28 protein-coding genes are annotated in these 25,321 nt (G+C 44.4%); 5 read left to right on the forward strand and 23 right to left on the reverse strand.

Features of this window, described 5'->3' with window-relative positions:
• Positions 1 to 117: 117 nt before the first annotated feature.
• The 10 genes from M3M38_RS01575 to M3M38_RS01620 form a co-directional block, all read right to left on the reverse strand.
• Positions 118 to 561, reverse strand: a complete 444-nt coding sequence (locus M3M38_RS01575) for a competence type IV pilus minor pilin ComGF (protein WP_252767327.1) — start codon at positions 559 to 561, stop codon at positions 118 to 120.
• Positions 527 to 724 carry a type II secretion system protein gene (locus tag M3M38_RS01580; RefSeq protein ID WP_252767328.1) on the reverse strand — a complete coding sequence of 66 codons (198 nt, stop codon included), beginning with the start codon at positions 722 to 724 and terminating at the stop codon, positions 527 to 529. The genes M3M38_RS01575 and M3M38_RS01580 overlap by 35 nt, the downstream gene beginning before the upstream one ends.
• On the reverse strand, positions 699 to 1,154 hold the full coding sequence (locus M3M38_RS01585; RefSeq protein WP_252767329.1) for a hypothetical protein: 456 nt from the start codon (positions 1,152 to 1,154) through the stop codon (positions 699 to 701). The genes M3M38_RS01580 and M3M38_RS01585 overlap by 26 nt, the downstream gene beginning before the upstream one ends.
• Positions 1,138 to 1,443 carry a competence type IV pilus major pilin ComGC gene (comGC, locus tag M3M38_RS01590; RefSeq protein WP_252767330.1) on the reverse strand — a complete coding sequence of 102 codons (306 nt, stop codon included), beginning with the start codon at positions 1,441 to 1,443 and terminating at the stop codon, positions 1,138 to 1,140. Before comGC ends, M3M38_RS01585 begins: the two co-directional genes overlap by 17 nt.
• The gene (locus tag M3M38_RS01595) at positions 1,443 to 2,462 is read right to left on the reverse strand and encodes a type II secretion system F family protein (protein ID WP_252814491.1); all 1,020 of its coding nucleotides are present in this window, start codon (positions 2,460 to 2,462) and stop codon (positions 1,443 to 1,445) included. The genes comGC and M3M38_RS01595 overlap by 1 nt, the downstream gene beginning before the upstream one ends.
• Positions 2,431 to 3,390, reverse strand: a complete 960-nt coding sequence (gene comGA / locus M3M38_RS01600) for a competence type IV pilus ATPase ComGA (RefSeq protein ID WP_252814492.1) — start codon at positions 3,388 to 3,390, stop codon at positions 2,431 to 2,433. Before comGA ends, M3M38_RS01595 begins: the two co-directional genes overlap by 32 nt.
• Before the next feature lie 86 nt (positions 3,391 to 3,476).
• Positions 3,477 to 4,214, reverse strand: coding sequence for a YebC/PmpR family DNA-binding transcriptional regulator (locus M3M38_RS01605; RefSeq protein WP_252814494.1), 738 nt, complete (start codon positions 4,212 to 4,214; stop codon positions 3,477 to 3,479).
• A 71-nt stretch (positions 4,215 to 4,285) separates the two neighbouring features.
• Complete coding sequence (gene ccpA, locus M3M38_RS01610; protein ID WP_338082199.1) at positions 4,286 to 5,293, reverse strand: catabolite control protein A; 1,008 nt, start codon at positions 5,291 to 5,293, stop codon at positions 4,286 to 4,288.
• A gap of 112 nt (positions 5,294 to 5,405) precedes the next feature.
• Positions 5,406 to 5,861 carry a hypothetical protein gene (locus M3M38_RS01615; protein ID WP_252767334.1) on the reverse strand — a complete coding sequence of 152 codons (456 nt, stop codon included), beginning with the start codon at positions 5,859 to 5,861 and terminating at the stop codon, positions 5,406 to 5,408.
• A 27-nt stretch (positions 5,862 to 5,888) separates the two neighbouring features.
• The gene (locus M3M38_RS01620) at positions 5,889 to 6,299 is read right to left on the reverse strand and encodes a DUF948 domain-containing protein (RefSeq protein ID WP_252814495.1); all 411 of its coding nucleotides are present in this window, start codon (positions 6,297 to 6,299) and stop codon (positions 5,889 to 5,891) included.
• Between the two features lie 155 nt (positions 6,300 to 6,454).
• Here M3M38_RS01620 and M3M38_RS01625 point away from each other — a divergent pair, with 155 nt between their 5' ends.
• Complete coding sequence (locus tag M3M38_RS01625) at positions 6,455 to 7,432, forward strand: mechanosensitive ion channel family protein (protein WP_252814497.1); 978 nt, start codon at positions 6,455 to 6,457, stop codon at positions 7,430 to 7,432.
• Positions 7,433 to 7,470: 38 nt separating this feature from the next.
• Here M3M38_RS01625 and M3M38_RS01630 read toward each other — a convergent pair whose 3' ends face one another.
• Together M3M38_RS01630 and murI are read right to left on the reverse strand one after the other, a co-directional pair.
• On the reverse strand, positions 7,471 to 8,064 hold the full coding sequence (locus M3M38_RS01630; protein ID WP_252814498.1) for an XTP/dITP diphosphatase: 594 nt from the start codon (positions 8,062 to 8,064) through the stop codon (positions 7,471 to 7,473).
• Positions 8,054 to 8,869, reverse strand: a complete 816-nt coding sequence (gene murI, locus M3M38_RS01635; RefSeq protein ID WP_252814499.1) for a glutamate racemase — start codon at positions 8,867 to 8,869, stop codon at positions 8,054 to 8,056. The genes M3M38_RS01630 and murI overlap by 11 nt, the downstream gene beginning before the upstream one ends.
• A gap of 114 nt (positions 8,870 to 8,983) precedes the next feature.
• Between murI and M3M38_RS01640 the strand changes: the two genes are divergently transcribed.
• A complete protein-coding gene (locus M3M38_RS01640) occupies positions 8,984 to 9,481 on the forward strand; it encodes a DUF2507 domain-containing protein (RefSeq protein ID WP_252814501.1) in 498 nt (165 codons plus the stop codon).
• 27 nt (positions 9,482 to 9,508) lie between these two features.
• Here M3M38_RS01640 and M3M38_RS01645 read toward each other — a convergent pair whose 3' ends face one another.
• A complete protein-coding gene (locus tag M3M38_RS01645) occupies positions 9,509 to 11,119 on the reverse strand; it encodes a hypothetical protein (RefSeq protein WP_252814503.1) in 1,611 nt (536 codons plus the stop codon).
• Positions 11,120 to 11,211: 92 nt separating this feature from the next.
• Between M3M38_RS01645 and M3M38_RS01650 the strand changes: the two genes are divergently transcribed.
• From M3M38_RS01650 to M3M38_RS01660, 3 genes are all read left to right on the forward strand, one after another.
• Positions 11,212 to 12,384 carry an MFS transporter gene (locus tag M3M38_RS01650; RefSeq protein WP_252767341.1) on the forward strand — a complete coding sequence of 391 codons (1,173 nt, stop codon included), beginning with the start codon at positions 11,212 to 11,214 and terminating at the stop codon, positions 12,382 to 12,384.
• A gap of 391 nt (positions 12,385 to 12,775) precedes the next feature.
• On the forward strand, positions 12,776 to 14,239 hold the full coding sequence (locus M3M38_RS01655; protein ID WP_252814505.1) for an APC family permease: 1,464 nt from the start codon (positions 12,776 to 12,778) through the stop codon (positions 14,237 to 14,239).
• Positions 14,240 to 14,328: 89 nt separating this feature from the next.
• Positions 14,329 to 14,544, forward strand: coding sequence for a hypothetical protein (locus tag M3M38_RS01660; RefSeq protein ID WP_252767343.1), 216 nt, complete (start codon positions 14,329 to 14,331; stop codon positions 14,542 to 14,544).
• A 35-nt stretch (positions 14,545 to 14,579) separates the two neighbouring features.
• On the opposite strand, the gene trxA is transcribed toward M3M38_RS01660, so the two are convergent.
• The 10 genes from trxA to yajC form a co-directional block, all read right to left on the reverse strand.
• Positions 14,580 to 14,891, reverse strand: coding sequence for a thioredoxin (trxA, locus tag M3M38_RS01665; protein WP_252814506.1), 312 nt, complete (start codon positions 14,889 to 14,891; stop codon positions 14,580 to 14,582).
• A 72-nt stretch (positions 14,892 to 14,963) separates the two neighbouring features.
• Positions 14,964 to 17,318: an endonuclease MutS2 gene (locus tag M3M38_RS01670; RefSeq protein WP_252814508.1), complete on the reverse strand. Its 2,355-nt coding sequence runs from the start codon at positions 17,316 to 17,318 to the stop codon at positions 14,964 to 14,966.
• An 18-nt stretch (positions 17,319 to 17,336) separates the two neighbouring features.
• Entirely contained in the window at positions 17,337 to 17,612 is a 276-nt protein-coding gene (locus M3M38_RS01675) for a cell division protein ZapA (RefSeq protein WP_252767346.1), read from the reverse strand.
• A gap of 89 nt (positions 17,613 to 17,701) precedes the next feature.
• Positions 17,702 to 17,998 carry a DUF1292 domain-containing protein gene (locus M3M38_RS01680; protein ID WP_252767347.1) on the reverse strand — a complete coding sequence of 99 codons (297 nt, stop codon included), beginning with the start codon at positions 17,996 to 17,998 and terminating at the stop codon, positions 17,702 to 17,704.
• 14 nt (positions 17,999 to 18,012) lie between these two features.
• Positions 18,013 to 18,435 (reverse strand): Holliday junction resolvase RuvX, encoded by a 423-nt coding sequence (gene ruvX, locus M3M38_RS01685; protein ID WP_252767348.1) that lies wholly within the window; start codon positions 18,433 to 18,435, stop codon positions 18,013 to 18,015.
• Between the two features lie 31 nt (positions 18,436 to 18,466).
• Positions 18,467 to 21,109 carry an alanine--tRNA ligase gene (gene alaS / locus M3M38_RS01690; protein WP_252814510.1) on the reverse strand — a complete coding sequence of 881 codons (2,643 nt, stop codon included), beginning with the start codon at positions 21,107 to 21,109 and terminating at the stop codon, positions 18,467 to 18,469.
• 245 nt (positions 21,110 to 21,354) lie between these two features.
• Positions 21,355 to 22,716 carry a DEAD/DEAH box helicase gene (locus tag M3M38_RS01695; RefSeq protein WP_252814511.1) on the reverse strand — a complete coding sequence of 454 codons (1,362 nt, stop codon included), beginning with the start codon at positions 22,714 to 22,716 and terminating at the stop codon, positions 21,355 to 21,357.
• Positions 22,716 to 23,675: a DHH family phosphoesterase gene (locus M3M38_RS01700; protein ID WP_252767351.1), complete on the reverse strand. Its 960-nt coding sequence runs from the start codon at positions 23,673 to 23,675 to the stop codon at positions 22,716 to 22,718. The genes M3M38_RS01695 and M3M38_RS01700 overlap by 1 nt, the downstream gene beginning before the upstream one ends.
• Before the next feature lie 69 nt (positions 23,676 to 23,744).
• Complete coding sequence (gene dinB / locus M3M38_RS01705; protein ID WP_420842667.1) at positions 23,745 to 24,860, reverse strand: DNA polymerase IV; 1,116 nt, start codon at positions 24,858 to 24,860, stop codon at positions 23,745 to 23,747.
• A 68-nt stretch (positions 24,861 to 24,928) separates the two neighbouring features.
• Positions 24,929 to 25,318 carry a preprotein translocase subunit YajC gene (yajC, locus tag M3M38_RS01710; protein ID WP_252767352.1) on the reverse strand — a complete coding sequence of 130 codons (390 nt, stop codon included), beginning with the start codon at positions 25,316 to 25,318 and terminating at the stop codon, positions 24,929 to 24,931.
• Between the last annotated feature and the right edge of the window lie 3 nt (positions 25,319 to 25,321).

Genomic DNA, 25,321 nt, shown 5'->3' on the forward strand with positions numbered 1-25,321 from the left:
CGTTGGTAGTATTTAATTCTAGTTTGATTGCTTTCAATGTACATATTAGCCATTTGAAACTGATACAGCATTACCGTACAAATTAAAATTAAAAAATAAATTGAAAGCAAGGTTAAATTACCCTGACGCCAACCGTGCATGCACTTCATACCATTTTCCCTCCATTAATACTCTGATGACTAACCACTGACGTTGCAATTTAAAATCCGTTTTTTCTACATCCATTAACAACGGCATATAGCCTCCCTGACTAGTCCGTAATTTCAGGGTCTGTTTGGCCAGCACTAAATAGTAATGTTGTTGCTCCATCTGACTGGTTAAATTAATTGAACTGGTATTACAACTATCAACTTTAAAATTAAAATGATGCGACTCCAAGACATCCACAAATCGGTAAAATTGTAGTGAGTGACTTTGGGTTTTAACATCCGAGCGCATTAAACTAACTGTAATCAGCATCAAGCTAATCCCGACAGAAATTAGTCCCAGCGAAATAATGGTTTCAATCAACGTAAACCCAGAACGACTAGACTTCCACTTTGGTGTCCAAGTGTTGCTCATATGCCCTCCTAACCACCCGTAATTGTTGGTCACAATCCTGCATTCGTTGCTGAATTATTTGCGTTCCTTCAAAGTAAAAAAGACTCCCAGCACAAATGACCAGGAGTCCCACTAACGAATCGGCAAATGTCATTCCCTTACGAATTCGTTTTATGTTTTTCATTGACATAACTCCCCCATCCTAATTGAAATTTCTGCCAAATCTCAGTATGACTAGCATTGGACAACCACCGAAGTGTCTGTGGTTTTACATATCCTTGATCAGTAATCTTAACCTCATACCAACGCACTGGGCTTAATCCGGACGGTAAGCTAACTCGCTTTTGAAACTGATTACCATGGTTGTAACTCCGAAAAATAACCTGATCGTTTGGTAAAAAGGTCACCGTTGCTGGAGTCTGATTCTGCCGGGCCAAGACCAACGTTCGATTCCAGGTATTGGCAAAATCATGCCAAAAAGCCGTTTCGGTCACATTTGCCTCGTTAAACCAGCGTACCCCAACACTCAAAGTGACCAACGTCAGCGTGGTTAAGCCCAACACAATTAAACTTTCTAACAACGTAAATCCCTGACGGTTACTTTTGGTAGGCATGATTCCCCTCGATTGCAATGTTTTCTGCCTGGGCCTGTTGAACTTGTTTCTCGGTTAAATAATGATGTTCAACCAGTTTCGGAAAGTTTACGTTTCCGTCTCCCAGTTCATCACTATAGGAATCAATTTGAGTTTGTACCATGGAAGTCATCGCTGACCCATGCACCGAACGAGCGTGTTTTTTCTGGCTACCCAAATTAGGAATAATAATCAAAATTAACAAAGAGATGATAAAAAGAACGATAGTCATTTCAATCAAGGTGAACCCTTTTCGTAATTTAATTAGCATTAGTAAATTCCTTTCATGGCTTGATACATCGGCATCAACATTTGTAAATAGGTTAAAAAAATTAACGCGCCAATTGCTAAAAACGATAGTGGTTGAATCAGCTTAATGAGAGTATCGGAACTCTGCATTAAGCGGCGAAAATACAGTTCACTGAGGGCTAGTAGATTTTGGCTCACCCGTTCTTGTTCACTTCCATTTTCCAAAAAGACCATCATTTCTGGAGCAATAAAATGATAATGCCGCAGACCGGCCAATAATCCAGATCCCTTTTGAATTGATTGTTCTGCTTGCACCCCCATCTCCCAGAGCAGACTATGAGGAGAAAATTGTTGGAACACTCTAATAATCTGTTGCAGATCAAGTCCATTTTTAAACATCAGGGCTAAGTTATTAGCTACGTAATAAGCATAATAATTCTGAAACAAACGTCCGACTATCGGCAAACCGACTAGTAGTTCGGCTCGTTTAATGCCCCGCCTGCGTTTTAACACAACCACCAGCATCAAAATCACTCCCATCATTAGACCTCCTCCTAACCACCAAAGTGACTGTGAGCCCTGGGGCGTTGAATCTGCGGGCAGTAAACTAGCAGTTTGAGGCATAATCACTAGCTTAATCAGTAAGACCATCGCAACTAACAAACCCACTAATACCAAAGGATACACTACGATGGCTTTAATTTTTTGTCGTTGGTGCATGTTTAATTTAATAAACCGACTAATATCCAGCATTCCGTTAATTACATCCCCATGTTCATCAGCGATACGTAATTGCTGATACAAATCAGGGGCTAAGAAAAACTGCATCGCCCCAGACAGACTCTGACCCTGATTAAGTCGTTGACGAATGGTTTGAATCAGTCCGTCATTTTGAGGAGTAATGGTTTCCATAAATTCTAGGCTCTCCACTAAGGAAAAACCGTTCCTGATTAATTCTGATAAAGAAGCAAATAATTCGGCTTGCTTTTTCAACGAAATTTTTGCCTTTTTACCCGTTGGTAAACTTTTGAAAACACTCATCCGTAATCAACCCTTTCTCCTTCGTCCATTGGAGTTCTACCTGCCAACTCCTCCCTTTGGTTTGTGTCTGCTGGCCACCCTGCCAAGCTACCAATGCCTTAGTTCCCGTTTGCGTACTCGGAAGCAGCCGCTGATAAATCGTCGCGGTCAAAGCCGCTTGGTATTGAGCTTTTGTCACTTTCAAATCCAACAGGCGGGCCTCAATCCCAGCTAAATTTTTAGCGTGGATGGTACTTAAAACCAGATGACCAGAAAGTGCGGCTCGAATTGCAATCTGGGCCGTTTCCTGGTCCCTGATTTCTCCAATAATAAAAACATCTGGTCGTTGCCGTAAACCCACCTTCAAGAGGTTAGAGTAAGTCATACCCGCTTGCTCGTTGACCTCTAATTGTAAAAAACGATCTTCGAAGATCTCCACCGGATCCTCAATTGCCATGATCATTTCAGTAGCTGGTAGAGACCGGGCCAACTCGTAGATGGTCGTTGTCTTGCCAGATCCAGTGGGACCTGCAAACAACAGTAATCCACGGTGGTGGGTTAACTGGCGCAGTTGGGGCAAAATCTGGGGATTGAAAAATTGACAATGTTGGTCATCACCGTCGTAAATAATCCGAAGCACTAGTGATTCATGCTGATTAAAACTACCCACGGTGGCTAACCGAATTCGAAAAAAGCGGTCGCGCCATTGAAAGTGCAGTGAGCCTAGTTGGGGCCGTCGCTTTTCCGCGATTGACATCCCACCTCGATATTTACAATAGGTTAAGACTCGTTGTGCTGTTCCTTTGTCTAATTCTGAAAGTTGAATCACTCCTGCGACCGTGTGCATTTTAACCTCATAATTGGTACTTTTCGGTAAAAAGTACACGTCCGAAGCTCGCTTTTCGATAGCCAAGGTTAAAATTTCCTGAAACAGTTGCTTAATTTCCATGCTTATTCACATCCTTTGTCTGTAAATACGCAAAAAAAGTCGCAATCTTTTGTAAAGATTACGACTTTCCAGAAATTATTTAAATGTTATTCGACGTCTTCAGGCAAAACAGCAGCTTCATAAACGTCTTGAACGTCATCGTTATCGGAAAGTTCGTCAATTAAACCAGTGTATTGACCAACCTTATCTTCTGGAACTTCCGTTATGGTTTGTGGGAACAAACGAACTTCAGAGTTATCCAATTGGTATCCAGCGTCTTGCAAAGCATCCCGAACGGCTGCCATGCTACTTGGTTCCGTAAAGATTTGATATTCATCCGCGGTAGCCTTCATATCGTCGGCACCAGCATCTAGTGCTGCCATTAACATGGAATCTTCGTCATCATCAGTTTGGTCACGTAAAACAACAATGTAGCCCTTCCGATCAAACATATAAGAGACCGAACCATTAGTACCTAAAGAACCACCATGGTGAGAGAAGGCAGACCGAATTGCAGCTGCAGTCCGGTTTTTGTTATCAGTCAAAGTGGAAACCATTACCGCGGTTCCACCAGGCCCATAACCTTCGTAAGTTACTTCTTCGAACTTAGCTCCGCCGACTCCAGAAGCCTTATCTAAAGCACGTTGAACGTTATCTTTAGGCATGTTAGCTGCCCGAGCTTTTTCCAGTTCTAAACGTAATTGGGGGTTTCCATCTGGATCAACTCCACCTGCTTTAGCGGCTTGATATAAGTTTCTAGAAATTTTTTGGAAAATTTTTCCTCGCTTAGCATCTTGAGCGTTTTTACGGCCCTGAATGTTATGCCATTTTGAATGTCCTGACATTTCTAAAGCACTCCTTCCGTAATTCGAAATTAACATTACCAATTATAGCAACAACCATTGCTATAATCAACTTACGCACCCTTCGTTGACCCGCGCTGTTTCATTCCGAATGGTAATAAAACTTGTTTTTGCTCAATTTCATCATTATCCATTAATTTGGTCAATAACCGCATTGCCACCGCTCCCACGTCATACAAAGGTTGCGTAATCGTGGATAGGGTTGGTCTCGTCATTTCCGTAAGCTTAGTATTATCACTAGTGGCCACTTCAAACTGTTCGGGAACCTGGACACCGCGGTAATTCATCCCATTCATAATTCCAGCGGCTGCTTCGTCATTACTAACCATTGCTGCCGTGGCTTGATGTGATAACAGCTGCTCACAGAGTTCATAGCCCTCGTCATAGTCAGCAGCTTCAAATAACAATTGCTCATCAAACGAAATTTGGTGTGCTTGGAGCGCTGCTTGATACCCCGGGATGCGAAAATCTTGGTTAATGGACCGGGTTAATTTTCCAGCCACAAAGGCCACTCGTTGGTTCCCATTGTCTAACAACTGATTAACCTGGCTAGAAACGGCTTGGCGATAATCAATGTTAACATTGGGAAAATCATTTTGGGGATCAACCGAACCAGCCAGGACGACCGGAATCCGTTCGGCTTTAAACTCGTCGCGAACGGGCGCGCTAAGTTCATTACCCATAAAAATAATTCCATCAACCTGTTTGGAGTACAACGTGTTCAGGGCCTTAACCTCTTTTTGTTCATCTCCATCCGAATTGGTCAAGATAATGTTATATTGATACATTTCAGCAATGTCATCAATCCCCCGTGCCAACGCTGCAAAATACGAATTAGTCACGTTAGGAATAATCACTCCCACCGTCGTGGTTTTTTTGCTAGCCAAACCCCGAGCAACGTCATTCGGACGATAGTTTAACCGCTTCACGACCTCCATGACCTTTTTTTCTGTTGCTGGTTTAACGTTATGGTTGTGATTAACGACTCGAGAAACGGTTGCCATGGAGACCTGAGCCTCCCGGGCTACATCATAAATCGTTACCGTCTGTTTTTTTTTCAAGGCGCTCCCTCTTTTCTAAAATGCATACACCTTCTTTTACAATACCAAAGAAACCGTTTTCATTCAAGAAATTTGCCAACAAAAAAAGCCCGTTACCGGGCTCTCCGTTCGTTTATTTTTGGTGATCAGCATGTGGAGGAACGACTGGGTCATCTCCATTGTTTTGGGGAGAAAACGCATCGTCCATGTCCACCGTAATGTCATCAGATTCATCAGCCTTTTCTTCGTCGGCCAATTGGTCTTTCGGAACTGGCGTCGTGTTTAAGTAGTCTTGTAATTGACTGAGGTCATCTTTTAAATCCGTCAACTTATCGTTAACCTTGGTCGATGTATCGGATAATGAATCTTTGTAATCCGTCACCTTGTCACTTACCATTTCACGCGCATCCGCCAACGCATCAGCAGCGTAAAAAGCATAATCAACGGCCCGGTCTTTAGCATCTTCTGCAGATTCAATAATTCGATTCCGGATTTCTGCCTCTTTTTCAGCATCCAACGCCCGAAAAGCTAAGTATGCAGCAGCTCCACCTAAGACGCTTCCTAGCAATAAACCTTTTTTCATATCCATTATAGTTTCTCCTATAAATTAAATTAATTATCCATTTTTATTAACTGCTTTGACCGCTTTTTTGTCCTTGCGTTTAGCAAAGTACTTGGAAATCCGGTTAGCAGCAATTCCCAAAACAGAAGTCTTTGTGAATAATTCCACCCGGTTTTTGATATTTTCAATGGTAGCCCGAGTCCCATTATTAACGTCTGAAACAGTCGTCCCCAGGTCAGCAGCTGCTTGAAATACAGGTTCCACTTGGTTCAACCGTTCGTTAACAGTAGTCAATAATTCATCCGTTTGGCGGCTGAGTTGATCAATGTTTCCAGTCACTTTTTCTAAGTTTTCCGAAACGCCATCCAAAACTTTGACCACACGAACTAAGGTAACGCATAAAAAGATTACTAACAGCAAAAATGCTAAAGCAGCAATTAAAGCTGCAATTCCTCCGATTGTCATAACTTACCTCCTAGATGGTTTCTAACAGGTTAAGAATAGCATTAATCATAATTTAAAACAATCTTAAACCAAGCTTACGTACAATATTACTTTAATTCACTAGTAAATCTTTGCTAGAATGGGATAATAAATCATTTTTAAAAAGGAGACTGATTATGCAATTAACCACCTTACTCAGTCAAACATCCGCTAATTTAATCCAATATACTAACAATACCTTCATCAACCGGTACTTGAATAGTTTTAATTGGAATCAAATTCTGGCTGACTTGACTTCAAAAATTGTGACCATTATTTTACTTTCAATTCTGTTTTTAATCATTGCCAGAGTAGGTAAAAGCATTATTTACCACGTCTTTCACCACCGTGACCTCAAACAGCAGAAAAAAAATAATGATTTACCCACTGATCCGGGAATCAAACGTAACAAAACCATCTATAGTCTCTTGGAAAATGCCTACAACTACATTATTTTGTTCTTTTGGCTGTACTCCATCCTCTCCGTAATGGGAATCCCAGTCGGAACCTTGATTGCCGGAGCCGGTATCTTTAGTTTAGCAATTGGACTTGGAGCCCAAGGGTTTGTTAGTGACATTGTCAGTGGTTTCTTTATTCTTTCGGAAAGACAAATTGAAGTCGGAGAACACGTTAAAATCAACGGAATTGATGGTTTCGTAGCAGCCGTAGGGTTACGAACTACTCAAGTCCGGAGCGGAACTGGAACCTTAAATTTTATTCCCAACCGTAACATCTCCACCATTTCCAATCTCTCTCGTGGTGATTTAACTAGTTTAGTTGACATCAGAATCACTCCAGAAGCCCCCATCAAGAGGATTGAATCAATCATGAAGGAGGTGAACCAAGAGAAGGCAGGTCAAGATAAAGCTGTCATTGGTGAACCACTAATCTTTGGAACTGTCTATCTTTCTGATGGTTCATTGGCAATCGAATCCTGCATTACTTGTAAGAGTGGCACGGAAGATGACGTCCAGGCCGATTATCTTCAGGCTTACCTGACGGCCATTCAAGCTGCTGGAATTGAATTGCCGTTATCGCCGCAAACCGTTCAACCACCGAAAAAGCCAACTGCCCCAGCTAGCACACCAGTGGCAACTCCCTTTAAAACTAAATAAAAAAACAAACCTACTTTTAAAAAGTAGGTTTGTTTTTTTTACCACCAGTCGTTCAAAACTTGTTGTAACTTTTCTAAAGCTCGACCTCTATGACTAACTTGATTCTTTTCATCATCGGTTAACTCCGCTAATGTTTTTTGCAGCGTAGGCACGTAAAATAATGGATCGTAACCAAAACCATTCTCACCGCGGGGTTCCGTCAGAATTTCTCCAGATACAATCCCCGTCACGTGCAGTTTTTCTCCGGTCGGTTTCATAACCACGAGGGACGTGTGAAAGTAAGCATTACGATCATCTGAATGTTGCAATCGTTTCAATAACTTCTGGTTATTGGCTTCATCATCATGATCTCCTGCATATCGAGCCGAATAAATTCCCGGTTCCCCGTTAATAGCAGGAACCACTAATCCAGAATCGTCGGCCAACACAGGAACTTGTAACGCCTGAGCCACCGTTTGCGCCTTAATCGTTGCATTCTCTTCAAAAGTTTTTCCGTTTTCATCAATCGCAGGAATATCATCAAAATCAGCAATGGATTTAATCGTAAAACCTAAGGGCTCCAACATCTCCTTAAATTCACGAATTTTATTCGGATTGCTTGATGCAATTACAATTTCAGGTTTAGTTGCCATAACTTAAAAGTTGGCTTGGCGTCACCAACTGTACGTCCACCTTTCTATTGAGCCATTGTGATCCCACTTGCTGAAATCGTTCGGGATCACTTGAAGTATAAAAATCATGAAATGGATGCTGACTCTGAGCCAATAACTGCCGTCGTTCTAAAACTTGATGAGCTTCGGCAATCGTTTCTGCACCAGGATCAACGAGGGTTACTGTTGGTCCCATTACGGATTGAATCAAATCTCTAATAATGGGAAAATGCGTACAGCCTAAAACGAGCGTGTCAATTCCACTGCCCTGCAAGGGCGCTAAACCGTCGCTTACCATTTGTTGAACTCGTTCACTGTGGTAATCCCCTTGTTCTACCAACGGAATAAAGGTAGGACAGGCTAACTCAATCACTTCTGCTTGGGAAGAAAGCTGGTGAATGACACATTGATAGGCATGACTGTTAACCGTCGCCCGGGTTGCGATTATCCCAATCTTGTGATTATTTGTAGCCTGAATCGCCGCTCGACTGCCACCTTCCACAACTCCAAGCACTGGAATCGGTAATTCAGCCTGTAAGGTAGGCAATGCTAAAGCAGACGCGGTATTACAAGCAATAATCATCATCTTTGCTTGTTTTTGCACAAAAAAACGCCCAATCTGCAAAGAATAATCAATTACTTGTTGGGGTTGTTTTTCACCGTACGGCAAATGAGCTTCATCACCAAAAAACAGGGTATTTTCCGCGGGTAACTGGGCAAACGCTGGTTTTAAAATCGTAAGCCCGCCAACGCCTGAATCCATAAAAGCCAGTGGCGCTTCATTCATTTTCATCTCCCCTTTCGTTAAATTCATTATACTATAAAAATAAATGATCCTTCTTTCGATCAGTCGTTATGATAAAATGAAGAGCGAAGTCTTTTGATTGGAGCAATTAACAATATGAGTAAACAAAACCCAAGTGATTTTAATAAGTACCAAGATTTAGTCCCAGATTTAACTGACTGGAATAACTTTATCCTTCGAGATGAATTGCTACCAGACCTGCTAAATGACGATTTAAGTGACATTTTATACTGGGCCGGAAAAAATTTAGCCATTAAATTTCCGGTTACTAATTCTGATTTACCGGCTTTTTTTGCTGCTAACCATTGGGGAACCCTTAATAAACAGAAGGAATCAAGTCAAAAAGTTGTTTGGCAATTAACCGGACAACCAATTAATAACCGGTTAAAGATGAATAAGAACTGCGAATTTATGTTAGAAACCGGATTCCTGGCCCAAACACAGGAACAAAACAGTGGCAGTCTATCGGAAGCCGAATACAAAAAGAAACTAACCGGTGGCATTGAAATTACCGTGGTTACCGATCCTAATCAACCAGCTCCTGAACAAGCTGCAAACCCCACGGTTGTCTTCCCACAAACAGACCCTGAATAATCACAAAGAGGCTTTAAATACCTCTTTTTATTTTCGTCTAAATAACCAGTACTGCGTCGGGTTTCCCTGAGACAGTTGGGAATGAGTTGCCACTAACCGATAATTCCGTTGGATCACGCGTACTCCTTGCTGTCCCTGCCGGGTTTGCAAACTCTTACCTCGTTTCCAGTCCTTAGTAGGAGGAGTCGCAATTACCACCCATTCAACCTGTTTTCGTTTCATCGCGTTAATCCCCGTCGCTAGCATCGCTGGGAGTTTTGTTTCGGGAATGTTATTTTTTTCAAAAAAGTAAACGGTTGGATATGCCCCAGAGGTTAGATAAAAGCCATTTTCCAAAAAATCAAACGTTAACAAGGTCGGTCGTCCCTGACTTCGTTGCCACATAATTTTGCCAAATTGCAACTGGGCCGGTTCCTGACGCTGGGCAGTAGGATGGAGTGTAACCGAAGGATTATTGGGAACCAATCGCGAGGACCACGGATTTTGGTTCAATAATATTAGAGAACCTCCCAGGACAATTAAAAAAAACACGTCGTTACGCACCGGATGCTGGTTCCACCGCCACTTAGTAACTGGTAACAACCACGTCTTTAAGCCTACAAGTGCCAATAACGCACAGAGCAATAGATCTGGAAAATAGGCCAAATCGTAGTACGGACCAAACTGACCCCCGTAGAGTGCAAACAGCGCATTGCTCAACATCATCACAATTAATAACCATTTGGTGGGTCGTCGTACTAGGTTACGTTGCCAAATTAAAACGCCAATTCCTAAAATCACCACGAGTCCGAACACGGGTTGTTCCAAGGTTAAAAAATGCACCAATGCCGCGCCAGAATGAACTAACTTTTGCAAAGGGGTCCCCCGGTTTTTACTGTATAGAGTTAGGTTATCGATGAAATAAACGCGAATAAAAGCCGGTAGCGCTCGCTGCCAGGCAAAATAAAGCAACCAAGGAATCGTACTCAAACTAAATCCGAGCCCAGCCCACCCAATCATCCGGCCGAACTCGCGCCAATTTTTTTGGAGGATTAACCAGATGGTTAGTCCTCCAAAAAAGGCAATCCAAGTCCCTAAGAGACTGTACTTTGCCAAAAAGATTACTCCAACCAAAAATCCCTGAAAAAACCATTGCCCTTTTGGTAACTCGGGCAATCCCTGATCAAATTGGCAGACCAACAATAACGCGCTGAGAATGGCTGGGTAAACCCAAAATTCCACCGTTCCACCGTAACTATAGTAGGGTTCGATAAGGACTAAAAGTACGGAAGCCAACGCTAACAAGACGGCGGTTTGTTGCCGAAACCACAAACTGGCCAGTTTCCAAGTCACCAGCGTAATTAACCACAGTCCGATTATCTCAAAGAGGGCTGCTCCCCCAAAGGTAGTAAAAGAAATTTTACTAGCTAATCCGTACAATAAATACACGTAGGGACCCTTTTGCTCAAAAACATCCCGATAGGTCACCATTCCGTGCATTAATGCCTTACCCACCGTTAGATAGTTATTATTATCACCGGTATAGTTAAAATCATACAGCGGTGAACTGTACGAAAAAATTCCGATTAAAAGCGCACTCCAACCTAATAACAGCAACATAATTAGGAGAGAAGGTCGCTTCACTTTTATTTTTGCCATTATTTTTCTCCATTTACTTGAAGCATCTTTAAACATTATACATTTTTTTGGTAAGCTGAGGAGACGACTAAAAAGCAACTGGAGGTCTATCAATGAAAGCATTCAAGGTTCAAACCCTCATTTTAATTGCCATTGCCTTTATCCTAGGCATGAGCGAATTTATTATCATCGGAGTCTTAGATAACATTGCCAAAACGTTTCAAGTCAGTTTTGCTAGTGTCGGCTTTTTAACGACCATTTTTGCCCTCATCTACGCCATTTCAACGCCTATTTTATCGTTACTGATTGGAAAAAGTTCGCTCAAAAAGGTTATGAACGTGGTGCTCGGTTGTTTTATTCTGGGGAATTTGCTGGCTACCGTTGCATCAAGTTTTACCATGTTGACGGTGGCGCGGGTCATTACTGCCCTTGTGTCTGGAATTACCATTTCCATCACCATCACGTTTGCAACTCACATTGCCCCGCTTTCGAAACGCGCTTGGATTGTAGCCTGGGTCTTTTCCGGGTTTAGCATTGCCTCCGTTTTCGGCGTTCCGGTCGGGACATGGTTAAGTGGCTTATTCGGCTGGCGTTTGATTTTTCTAATCATTGCTGTGCTGGCCGGAATCGTTCTTCTTTTATTTGACTTTTCCCTGCCTGGTTCGTTGCATCAACAACCCGTCAAACATTTTACAGAACAATTTCAGATCCTCACCGATCTTCGGATTCAATTGGGAATCTTAATTCCCGTTTTTAACCTCGGAGGCGTCTACGTAGTCTATACCTACGCAACTCCGATTCTAACCAATCACTTTGGCTACAGTTTAACTTTTGTTACATTTTTCCTGCTTTTGTACGGGGTTGCTTCCCTATTGAGTAATCAATATAGCGGAAACTTGGCCGCTCATAATGGCTTGCCCCGCAGCATCAAGTTTTACACCCTGCAATTAGTGGCGCTACTAGCCACTTCCCTGTTTTTTAACTTCTCCTGGGTGGTACTGGGTGCCATTTTAATCATGGGCTTTACCATCTATCTAGCGGGTTCCACCCTGCAGTTGTTCTACATGTCCATTGCAGAAGCGGACTATCCCCAGTCCTTAGTTCTAGCCTCTTCGTTTAATCCCATCTTTAGTAACGTCGGAATCGCGGTTGGTTCTGCGTGTGGTGGTTTAATTGTCGATCACTTGGGCATGCCCTCCCTTGGACTTGGAGGCGCCCTTTTGACGGCTTGCGGAATTTTAACCACCTGGTACCTAACCCATATCCTTACAAAACAAGCAAAATGATGGTTGACAGCCACCTGGATTCAGATTATACTTTTACAAAATCTTAAACAAAGGAGTTTTTCCAATGGCCGAGCTGTATACCAGTTTAATTGCATTATTCATTTTAGTCGGATTAATTAACCGATGTGTGGATAATGCGACCCGTTTCTAACCATTGGAAACTTGTTTAAGTCCACACAGATTCATCGAGAGACTGTGATGGACTTAATTCATGCCTTTTAACCATCCAGTTTCTTCTAGATTCTGGGTGGTTTTTTTCATAAAAAAGGAGGGACGAACTTCGTTTAGCGCACCATCATTTCCAACCTGGGTTTTGAATGTTACCAACGGGACCTACCAAAACTAGTTGAATTCCTAATTCAAAATTCAACAAGCTTCAAAGGAGGAGCACATGAAAAATATCTTCAAAAAAATGAACGAAAAGGTCGATTTTCGTTTCTATGCCAATAAGGATCAAAAGTTGGAAAAAACGTTAACTGTTAAAGACTTTTTAGCCCTCGGGTTAGGAACCATCTTATCCACTTCCATTTTTACATTACCCGGCGTGGTGGCCGCTAATTATACCGGCCCGGCCGTGGTAATTTCCTTTTTACTGGCTGCCGTGGTAGCCGGACTAGTGGCCATGAACTACGCTGAAATGGCTTCGGTTTTACCCTTTGCGGGATCAGCCTACTCCTGGATTTCCGTTCTCTTCGGAAAGTTCTGGGGTTGGGTAGTCGGCTGGGCTTTACTGGCCGAATATCTGATTGCGGTGGCCTTCGTGGCCGCGGGACTATCAGCAAACGTGAAGGGACTCATTTCCCCGCTCGGGTGGAAACTTCCCAACGCAATTGCTTACCCATTGGGTACGAACGGTGGAGTCTTTGACTTGATTGCCGTATTAGTGGTTGCCTTAGTAACTTTTATTCTCCTTCGGGGTGACTCACAAACCACTAAAGTGGCTAACGTGCTAGTGGTCCTAAAACTGTTAGCCATCGTAACTTTCGTGGTAGTCGGTGCCACTGCCATCAAGGCCCAAAACTATGTTCCGTTCTTCCCGAAACCACACATGAATGCCGACGGAACCATGTTTGGAGGCTGGCAAGGAATCTACGCCGGAATCTCAACCATCTTCTTGTCCTACATTGGATTTGACTCGATTGCCGCTAACTCTGCTGAAGCCAAGAATCCGCAAAAAACGATGCCTCGCGGAATCATCGGTTCCCTAATCATTGGAACGATGTTTTTCGTTGCTGTTTCTTTGGTCTTAGTGGGAATGTTCAAGTACAGCATGTACGCTGGTAACGCAGAACCAGTTGGTTGGGCCTTACGACAAGAAGGTCACGTGATCATTGCTTCTGTTGTTCAGGCAGTGGCCGTCGTGGGAATGTTAGTGGCTCTAATTGGAATGATGATGGCCGGTTCCCGGTTAATTTACTCGTTTGGACGGGATAAAATGCTTCCAAAAAGTTTAGGTAAACTGAACAAGAAAAACATTCCGGCCAACGCCCTCTGGATTATCACGGCCGTAGGAATCGTAATGGGAGCTATTTTCCCGTTCACCTTCCTCGCTCAGTTAATCTCTGCCGGAACTTTGATTGCCTTCATGGCGGTTTCCTTAGCCATGTACCCTCTCAGAAAACGGGAAGGGAAAACTTTACCTACGGCTGCTTACCGGCAACCATTCTTCCCCATTCTGCCAATCTTAGGTTTCTTAGGATCCTTGGCGGTGTTCATGGGTCTAGACATCCAAGCTAAGATTTACTCCGTGATTTGGTTCTTAATCGGTGTAATCATCTACTTTGCCTATGGTTACCGGAACGCTGATTCTGAATTACCTGGTGAAAGTGACGAAGAAATCGAAGAAAATTTATAATCTAGTGAAAAAGGGGTCGTTATTCGGCTCCTTCTTTCTTTTTCATAATATAATAAATGTGAAAGATTGATCGAGAAAGAAGTGATTTGATGAGTAAAAAAGAAATCGTGGCCGCGGGACTAGTCATCATCATGCTGGCCTGTTTATTGTTGCAAGGGGTTATTTACCTTGTTAGGACGGGAAAATCACTCTCTCCCCAACAGGAGCGATTTAATCACTTTTTAGACAACGTTTACTGCCTCTGCCTCTTTGGTATTGGTATCTTGGTGGTCATGATTGCCGTCATTCACGATCAAACTCCATAAAAAAAGGAAGCTCAATCATGAGCTTCCTTTTTTGCTTAGGCCGTGTAGTTCGCCAAAGTCTTTTGTAATTGAGCCTTTGGGTGATAACCAACCACTTGGTCAACCACTTTACCGTCTTGCAGAATTAAAAGAGTTGGAATACTCATAATTCCGAATTGACCGGCAGTTTGTTGGTTATCATCAACGTTCATCTTGCAGAACTTGATGTCCGTTTCTTCGTTAGCTAATTCCTCAATGACTGGACCTTGCATCTTACAAGGACCACACCAAGGAGCCCAAAAATCAACGACCACTGTTCCAGTTGCTGTTTCAGCAGCAAAATTAGCATCCGTAATTTCGTGTACCATGTTAATTTCCTCCTTTATCTACTTACTATCTGTAAGTATAACAACTTTACTCTAAATTACAATTATTTAATCTTATTTGAATTTTACCACCGTTGAGCCATCACCACCAGCATTAGCCGGTGAAAAACCAAAGGAATCGACCTGCCGGTTTCGTTTGAGGTAGTTGGTTACCCCAGTCCGTAACGCACCGGTCCCCTTCCCGTGAATGATGGTCACCGATGGATAACCGGCCAGTAAAGCAGCATCAATGTAACGATCTAACCGCTGCATAGCTTCTTCATAGCGTACGCCCCGTAAGTCTAAAGTGGTGGATAAGCCACTGGACTTGGTTCGCCGGACGCTGGCTTTCGCCTTGCGCTGTGGTGCTTCAGGTTTGACTTTTTCCAAGTCACTCTCAGCTACCTTCATCTTCAGGATCCCAAGCTCTACTTCCCAGTCATGATTTCCCACTTTTTTCAGGAGCACTCCACGTTGCCCATAGGTTTTCACCAGGACATCGTCACCCACGCGGAAGGCTTTACGGGCTTTTTGACGTCGTAATACCCGATTATGTTGTAATTCTGGGTGCTGCTCCAATGCATTCAACTTTCCCTGGTCCGCAATTAATTCGTGTTCTTTAATGTCGGTGCCCTGCTTTTGCTTCCGGTGTAAATCAGCAATCACTGCATTAGCTTCGCGTTTAGTGCATGAAACAATTTGGTTAGCATCCCGCTTGGCAGTATTCATTAGCTGATCTCGTTGTTCCGCAAATTGGGTGAACTTTGTTTGCAGTTCCGCGTGTAAATCGGTTGCCTCTGCCAACTGCTGTTCCAGATTCCGGGCACGCTCATCCGCTGCCTTCGTTTGCTTCGTCAGTTGGTTAATCATGCGATTAATTTCCTGACTATCCTGGCTGGTCAACGACCGGGCCTCAGCGACTACGTCAGCGGGTAATCCTAACCGAGCAGCAATGCTTAAAGCATTACTCTGGCCGGGAATCCCCATTAACAAGCGATAGGTTGGCTTCAAAGTGGCTTCGTCAAACTCCATCGAGGCGTTAATGGTTTCCGGTCGATTGTAACCGTACACTTTTAACTCTGGGTAGTGGGTAGTTGCTAAAACTTCACTTTGTTTGGTTCCAATCGCATCCAAAATGGAAATGGCTAGCGCGGCTCCTTCGTGTGGATCAGTTCCGGCCCCCAGTTCATCAATCAGCACCAGGCTCTTCTTCGTAGTTTGCTGCAAAATCTGAATGATATTATCCATGTGGGAGGAGAACGTACTCAAATTTTGCTCAATGGATTGTTCGTCACCAATGTCTGCAAAGATTTCGTCAAAGAGTCCCACCTGACTACCTTCACTGGCGGGGACAAATAACCCTGACTGCGCCATCAGTTGCAATAACCCCAACGTTTTCATGGTGATCGTTTTTCCCCCGGTATTGGGTCCGGTAATGATAATTTGCCGGTAATCAAGTCCGAGGATTAAGTCGTTACCCACCACTTTAGCCGGGTCAATCAGTGGGTGCCGGGCTTGTTTTAGTTCCACCTGATTGGTAGCAGATAAAGCTGGTTTCGTGGCCTTTAACTGGTCCGCTGACCGGGCCTTCGCATTAATAAAGTCAAAGTGGCCTAGTTTTTCGGCATTTTGCCGTAAAGCCGCTTGTTCGGGTCGAAGTAAATCGGAAAGTTCACGTAAGATCCGTTTAATCTCTTCGCGTTCGTTAATCTGTTCACTGCGTAAGTCATTGTTGAGACCCACCACGCTGGCCGGTTCGATGTAGAGAGTCTGCCCCGTTGCACTTTGATCATGGACAATACCGCCAAATTTTTGTTTGGCTTCCGCCTTAACCGGAATCACGTAGCGATCATCCCGGATGGTGATTACGGTTTCACTTAGGTCCTTCGCCTTTTTACCGTGCATATAGCTTTCCATCCGGCCCTTAATCGTTCCTTGCAACTGCAAAATCCGGCGACGAATGGAGCGCAGCGTTGCGGATGCATCGTCCTTTAAAAAACCATTTTCATCAACGGAACGTCGCAAGCGTTCACTAATTTCTGGAAGCACGGCAAAGGTTGCTGCTTCTTGATCCAATAAATTGAGCTCAATGTGATCGGCAGCAAGGTCAGCAAAAAAACGCTGTACCCGTAAACTCGCTAAGAGCACCGCGTTAATGCGCGCTAATTCTTTTCCGTTCAAGCTAGCTCCCACCGCTAACCGTTGTACAGCAGGATTAATGTCCTTTAATTTGGGTAACGGAATGGTCCGATTCAGACGGTATAGATGAGCACCATCGTCAGTTTCATCTAACCAGCGCTGAACCGTGACCTGGTCCGAACTAGGCAGGAGCTGCTGTAATTCGGTGCGGCCGGCTTCCGTTACTAAAAACGGAGCAATTTGATCCTTAATCCGCTGGTATTCTAATGTTTGTAAAATTTTATCGTTCATAGACTAACAACCCCTTGTTTAACTAGTTGTGTCTGATTCATCTGAATTATCATGTTGTAATTTAGTGCGGAGCTGATCTAACTCTAACTGTTTGTCTAGCTGCTCTGAAATGGCATTAAAAGCCAATAAAATTGCAGCGTCTTCTTCGCTCAGGTTTTGGGATTGGCTTTGTAGTTTGTTTAGGTCGTCGTTTAAAATTTTGGCCACGGCCCGCATGTGTTGATCGGATGCCGCTCCAATGAGCGTGTACTCTTTCTTGCCAATTCGCGTTTTAAATCTTCGTTTATTATTCACGTCAATCCCTCCAATATGGTCTATTTTATCATGCTGACGGGAAAAAGGGGACCAACACTAACGTGTTGATCCCCTTTTCTGCTGTAGCATTACATTTTACCATTTGGATCTAAGAACGTGTTTAACGTTTCTTGGACCATTTCCCATTCCTCGTCGCTTTCAATCGGCTCTAAGTCAGCATCATCGGGCGCCGTTGGATCAGCGCCTTTGGGTAAGGCGTAAGCCTCAATGTTAATGCTGTCGTTACCTTCTTCAGAAGCAGGATACATTAGAATGTAAGAACGTCCGTAATCCTCTGACGAAAAGGTGAATAATTCGTTATATAAAATTTCGTTACCGTCCTCATCAATGAGGGTGATTTGTTCTGCTTGTGGTTCTTCAGCCATCGTTTAATTCCTCCTTAAACGTGATTGCGATCCAGGTATCCCTGTAAAATCAACTCTGCTGCGACTTTATCAATAACGCGTTTACGCTTAGCACGGGACACGTCCGCTTTTTCAATCAGCATCCGTTCCGCTTCCACCGTGGTGAGCCGTTCGTCTTCAAATTCCACGGGAACGTGGAACTTAGCTCGAACCATTTTACCGTAACGTTTGGAAGCTTTCACCCGGGGACCCGAAGTGTTGTTCATGTTTTTGGGTAGCCCAATCACGACTAGTTGAACATCGTTTTCAGCGATTAGTTCGCCAATCCGCTCTAAGCCGAATTCCTTTTCATCTTCATCGATGGCAACAATTTCAACTCCCTGAGCGGTCCAGCCTAAAGCATCGCTGATGGCCACGCCCACCGTTTTGGATCCCACGTCTAATCCCATAATCTTCATTTTAACATCCTATCGTTTGGAAGGGTACTAATTACTTCGTTGCTAACCAATCAGCAGCGGCTTTGAAGGCGTCCGGTAGTCCCGCTGGATTCTTTCCGCCGGCTTGGGCGAGGTTCGGACGACCGCCTCCGCCCCCTTGAATGTTACTGGCGATGGATTTAATCAAATCCCCGGCCTTAATTCCAGCCTTTACGTGATCTTCATCAACCGCAACCAGTAAATTAGCTTTCCCATCCGTTGCTGTTCCTAGTACCAAGACGTTAGAACGGGCTTCGTTTCGCCACGTATCGGCTAGTTCGCGTAACTGGTTCATATTGGCGTTTTCCAATTGTCCGGTAATTAAAGTAATGCCATTAATCGTTTCTGGATTCGTGAAGAGATCCTGGGCTTCTTGGTTAGCCAACTTTGCTTCTAACGATTCCTGGGTGCTTTCCAGTTCCTTAATTTGGTTCTGCAATTCCTTCACCCGACCGGGAGCTTGTTCATTGGTCGGGACCTTTACCGTTTGGACAATTTCATTCAGCATCTTTTCTTCATCGTTTAAGTAGTCAAAGGCGTACTTCCCGGTAACCGCCTTAATCCGACGAATTCCAGCTCCTACTCCACTTTCAGAAAGGATCTTAAACAACCCAATTTGGCTGGTGTTATGCACGTGATCACCACCACAGAATTCCACCGAAAAGTCGCCAGCTTTCACAACCCGAACTTGGTCCCCATACTTGTCGTCAAACAAAGCAATGGCACCCATTTCTTTTCCAGTCTTTTGGTCCGTCACCACCGTTTCAACCGGCAATGCGGCAAAGATGTGGTCGTTAACCATCCGTTCAACCTTGGCTAAGTCTTCCTTCGTAACCGATCCAAAGTGATTGAAGTCAAAAGTCAGGTAATCCGGTTTTACCAACGAGCCAGCCTGTTCTGTATGACCACCTAATACATTACGTAGTGATTGATCCAACAAGTGGGTCGCCGTGTGGTTGCGTTCTACTCCGGCATGGAATTGACGATCGACTTCTAACCGATAGTGATCGTCCCTTTTTAGTTCACCAGTAACTTTGACCGTGTGCAGATTTTGCCCGTTTGGAGCGTGCTGTACGTCGGTCACCGTGGCGACCACTTCCCCGGCTTCGTTATAAATCGTTCCAATGTCCGCCACTTGACCACCCATTTCTGCATAGAATGGGGTTCGGTCAAAGATTAATTCAGCAGTGCCATCCTTAACATCGTCAACTAGTTGCTCATCTACAATTAGGTCCTGGAGCTCAGCCGCAGGAACGGTGAGCTGCTCGTAACCCACGTACTCACTCGGTGTTTTAATGTCCAATAATAAGTCCCGTTGGACCTTCATGGATCCTTTGCTACCTCGGGCTGACCGGGCGCGATTCCGCTGTTGTTCCATTTCTTGATCAAAACCAGCTTCATCGACCTTGATACCCCGGTCTTTAGCGTATTCTTCCGTTAGTTCTAGTGGAAAACCATAGGTGTCATACAACTGGAAGGCATCTTTTCCGGCAATTTCCGTTTGACCAGCTTCCTTAGTCTTTTGGATTAAATCATCCAAAAGCTTAATTCCGTCGTTCAAGGTCGCGTTAAACCGTTCTTCCTCACTCTTGACAATTTTTTGGATGTAATCCTTTTGTTCTAAGACGTGCGGATAGTGAGATTGCATGATTTCACCGACCACCGGGACTAGTTGATACAAGAAGGCCCCGTCAATTCCAAGTTGGTGCCCGTTGACCGTGGCCCGCCGTAGTAAACGTCTAATCACGTAACCACGACCTTCGTTAGAAGGCAAGGCACCATCACCAATCGCAAAGGTAATCGCCCGGATGTGATCGGCAATTACCTTAAAGGCAATGTCGTCAGTGGTGTTATCACCATAGTGCCGCTTATCGCTAAAGGTTTCGGTTTTTTTGATTAATGGTAAGAACAAGTCGGTTTCAAAGTTCGTGGGGGCATCTTGAAAGACCGAAACCACCCGTTCTAAGCCCATCCCCGTATCAATGTTTTTCCGGGGAAGTGGTTCGTAGGTTCCTGCCGCAGTATGGTTAAATTGGGAAAAGACAATGTTCCAAACTTCAAGGTAGCGTTCGTTTTCACCGCCTGGGTAATTTTCTGGATCATCGGGTGCTAAGTCATCGTACTTTTCACCCCGGTCGTAAAAGATTTCAGAGTCTGGTCCAGAAGGGCCCTGACCAATGTCCCAGAAGTTATCCTCAGCAGGAACTAAATGATCCGAAGCAATCCCCACCTGTTCCCACAACTCTTTAGTTTCCTTATCTTCTGGATAATAAGTAACGTACAACCGGTCCTTATCCCAGCCAAACCATTTGTCGCTGGTTAAGAGTTCAAAGGCCCACGGAATTACTTCTTTTTTAAAGTAGTCACCCACCGAGAAGTTCCCCAACATTTCAAACAACGTTTGATGCCGGGCTGTCCGCCCCACGTTTTCAATGTCGTTGGTCCGAATGCTTTTTTGCGAACTGGTCATCCGTGGATTAGCGGGGGCAACCGAACCATCAAAGTATTTCTTCATGGTCGCTACCCCGGAGTTGATCCACAGTAACGTTGGATCATCCTTCGGAATTAGTGATGCACTGGGAACAATTTCATGCCCTTTTTCCTGAAAAAAATCGAGAAACATTTGGCGAATCTGCCCACTTGTAAGTTGTTTCATTTTTTCCTCCTTATAGAAAAAACATCGTTGCGACCAGAGACGCCGAAACGCGGTACCACTCTGTTTGCAACGATGTTGTCGTTAACCTCTTTAGCCCTGATAACGCGGGGAGCGTTAGTTCATACGTGGGAGCCCAAATTTAAAAACCACTTCAGACGCTTTCAGCTAATCGTCCTCTCTGTTGAAGCCAGTTTTAAACGGATATCCACAAGCAAATTATAGTCAGAATTAGGCTAGCTTGTCAATTATTGATAACGCTGCGAACTACGCTTTTTCTGTTTCTTCTTGGCGCGAACTTGTTGGCGCAGTTCGATCTTTCGGTTCTGATCATCTTTAATTTTAATGGCGCGCTTAATTTTCTTTTTATAACCAGGTTTAACGTGTTTTTTCTTTTTCTTAATCATTCCCAACGTGGAACCATCAAGCTGGTCGTGATGCCCGCGGTACTGTTGCCGGCGCCGACGGTCATAAGTATCGACCACTTCACCGTGCTTAATTTCCTTGGGCTGGAACTGCACTCCTTTTGCTTCTAACTCCGCAATTTTTGCTTCATCATCAGGGGCGTAGAGCGTAATGGCCGTTCCCGGCATCCCGTTTCGCCCGGTTCGACCCACGCGGTGCACAAAATACTCGGAATCAGACGGCAAATCATCATTAATGACCAATGACACTCCAGTAATATCAATTCCCCGAGCGGCCAAATCCGTTGCCACCACGTACTGAAAATCGAGATTTTGAATCTGTTTCATCACCCGCTTGCGAACCCGGGGTTGCATTCCTCCATGAAGTTTAGCGACTTTCAATCCCTGTTCTTGTAAATACTTTTCCAGTTCATCGGCCCGTTCACGCGTGTTGGCAAAGACCAACGCCAGATACGGATTCCCCATGGTTAACAATTGAAAAATTAACCGGTTCTTATCCTGACCCTTGGTTGAAATTAGCCAGTTAGAGACGTCTGCATTAATCACGTGTTCCGTGGGAATGTCAGTAATCACTGGATTCTTCAGGTATTTTTGCAGGAAAGGTTTCAATTTGGGCGGAATGGTGGCAGAAAAGACCATCATCTGCAGGTCCTTCGCCATGCGAGCCGCAATTTGGTCTACTTCCGTTAAAAAGCCCAGATCTAATGTCATATCAGCTTCATCAATCACCAAGCGCCGGGCAGCGTTAATTTCCAACTTTCCACTTTTCACAATGTCTAAGATTCGGCCGGGCGTCCCCACCACTACCTGAGGTTGTTCTCGGTCTAATTTCTCTAACTGGCGTTCCTTGTCGGTCCCACCCACGTAATTTTCCACGTGAATGACACTAGGACTGTGGCGCACCAATTGCTTGATGTTTTCGTAAATTTGATAGGCTAACTCCCGACTCGGCGTGGTAATGATTACCTGGGGTCGGTGATCAGCCGGATCTAACTGGTCAAACAACGGCAGTAAAAAGGCATGGGTCTTTCCACTTCCCGTGGCAGATTTTCCCACGATACTCTTGCCGTGTTGAATCGTTGGAATGACCTGTGCTTGAATGGAGGTCGGCTTTTTAAAGCCTAATTCCTGCAGAGCATCCATGATAAACGGCTGAAAATGATAGTCTGTAAACGAAGCACTCATTAAGCGTTCCTTTCTGTTGCATAAGCAGTGGTCACTTGGTTCAATTGTTCGACCACCGTTTTAATTTCAGTTTCATCCGCGGCGGTGGCCCCACTCGCAAGTGGATGTCCCCCGCCGTGATGTAATTTGGCTAGTTCATTAATTGACGGGCCCTTCGAGCGTAAGCGAATCCGGTAACTGCCATCTTTTTGCTGCACAAAGATGGCCCAGGCAACGACCTGCTTGATGTTCCCTGGCAACGGAACCACGGCCGACGTACTGTCGTCACCGAGCTCCATTTGGGCAATCACTTCGTTGGTCAGGAACACGTAGGCGGCTCCCGACTCCGTAATCTGTAGATTTTGGTAGACGTAGGCAGCTAGATGGGCCAACGGAATGTCAATCTCGTCCTCTTTTTGGGCCACATCCGTAGTAGAAAAATCGTGCTGAGCCAGCTGACTCGCAACCCAGAAGGTATGACTCGTGGTGGCCGGATATTTGAAGCGACCTGTGTCGCCCACAATTCCCGTATACAACAGTTCAGCGGCATGGTCTGACATTTTTAACGCGGGGTTAGCGTCATACCAGTCGTAAATCATTTCGGACACACTGGAAGCCTCATCGTTAACCCACATTAAATCGCCGAACTGATCGTCGTTCGGGTGATGGTCAATTTTAATTAACTTTTTTCCAGTCGTAAAGCGTTGGTCATCCACCCGGGGTTGATTAGCAGTGTCGACTACGATTACCAACGCATTTTGATAGGTTTCATCACTAATTTCATCGGTGGTCCCTAGGGACTTAAAGCCCTCGTACTGCTTTCCCACGCAGTAGACTTGTTTGTCCGGGAAGCTAGCCTTAATAATAGCAGCCAGTCCCATTTGAGAGCCAATTGCATCTGGATCAGGCCGTTGGTGACGGTGGATAATAATCGGATTAGCTGCGGCCACTTCTTGATAAATTTCTGTTTGAATGCTCATGGTGCATAACTCCTGACGTGAAAGGTTTTAACAGTTAAGTATAACCTTTCTGGTTCCGTTCGCAAACCCCTATCTGGTGGTTAACGGTAAATTGATGGTTTGAAAGTTTAATTCGGCAAGGTTCGTAACCGTAATTCCTACCAATCTAATTCCCGCGGTCGCCGGCGGAAGCTCGTCAAAAATAGCTAGCGCTCGTTCGTAGAGGGTTTGCGCATCCAATGCAAAAAAGTCCGTTTCGGTTACGCGTTTAGTAATGGTCGTAAAATCCTGATAGCGGACCTTAACCACGATTGTTTTGCCGTGCTTTTGGTGTGCTTGTAACGCCGCCACCACCAACTCAGCCAGCTTTTGCAGTTGAGTCTGCACCTCGCCTCGACTTTGTAACGAAGGATTATAGGTCCGTTCCTTACCAATCGATTTTCGCTCGCGCTGATATTCCACTGGTCGTTCGTCGATTCCGCGAACCCGACGGTACAAAAAATAGCCAAACTTGCCAAACTGGTTCATTAGTTCTAATTCCGAAAACCGATATAAATCAGCTCCAGTTTTAATTCCTAAGGCTTCCATCTTCGGTAAGGTCTTTTTCCCGACGCCCCGGTACTTAGCAATTGGTAACGCCATTAAAAATTCATGGGCATCCTCCGGATTAATCACCGTTACTCCCGCTGGTTTACGGTAATCAGAGGCCTCTTTAGCCAAAAACTTGCTGTAAGAAAGCCCCGTGGAACAGGTCAAATGCGTCTTTTCCCAAATTTCACTCTGTAACCAGTGTGCTAATAATAGTGTGTCGTCCAAATCCTGTTTGTTAGTGGTCACGTCTAAGTAAGCTTCATCGAGGGCAACGGTTTCAATCCGATCCGTATATTCATGAAAAATCTCGTGAATCTGGTCAGAAACCGAGCGAAACAGGGGAAAATCGGGTGCTTTAAAAATCGCATCAGGACAAAGTTCGAGCGCTTGACTAGCCGGCATGGCCGAGTGAACCCCAAACTGACGGGCGTGGTAATTAGCAGTGGTAACCACTCCATGACCACCGGTATGACGTGGATCCTTCGCAATTACCAATGGAACCTGCGCTAATTCTGGATGTTCTCGTTCCTCAATGGAAGCAAAAAAGGCATCCATATCAACGTGCAGAATCCGGCGCTTAATTAACTGTTGCAATTCCGCCTGCTCGTCCACCAGATTGACCCCCCTTCCAAACGTACGTTCGTTTTCATCCCAGAAAAAAAGTCTGTTACCAGACTAATTTCCTACTTCTGTGCTTGGTCATCGTTTGCTTGCTCTGCTTTAGGAGCAGGAGATTCAGATGGTTGTGATTGTTCATCCTTTGGTGCTTCTGACTTAGCAGCTGGTTGAGTAGCAGTAGCGGCAGGAGCCGGTGCCTTTTCAACGTTTGCAATTGCGTTCAAGTCAAAGTCCAAGTAAACCCCGTCACAATCAATTGTAACCAAGTTCTTTTCGCGATCAATGTTATCAATCACACCATGAAGCCGACCGATAGTTACCACGCGGTCACCCTTTTTCAAGGTTTTCAAGGTTTCTTGGTGTTTTTGTTGTTGTTGCTTTTGCGGTCTAATCATGAAGAAGTACATTAAAGCAAACAAAACAACGATTACGATAATTCCAGCATATTGTCCCATTAT

Source organism: Fructilactobacillus cliffordii (assembly GCF_024029355.1).
In the GTDB taxonomy this organism is placed as follows: Bacteria; Bacillota; Bacilli; order Lactobacillales; family Lactobacillaceae; genus Fructilactobacillus; species Fructilactobacillus cliffordii.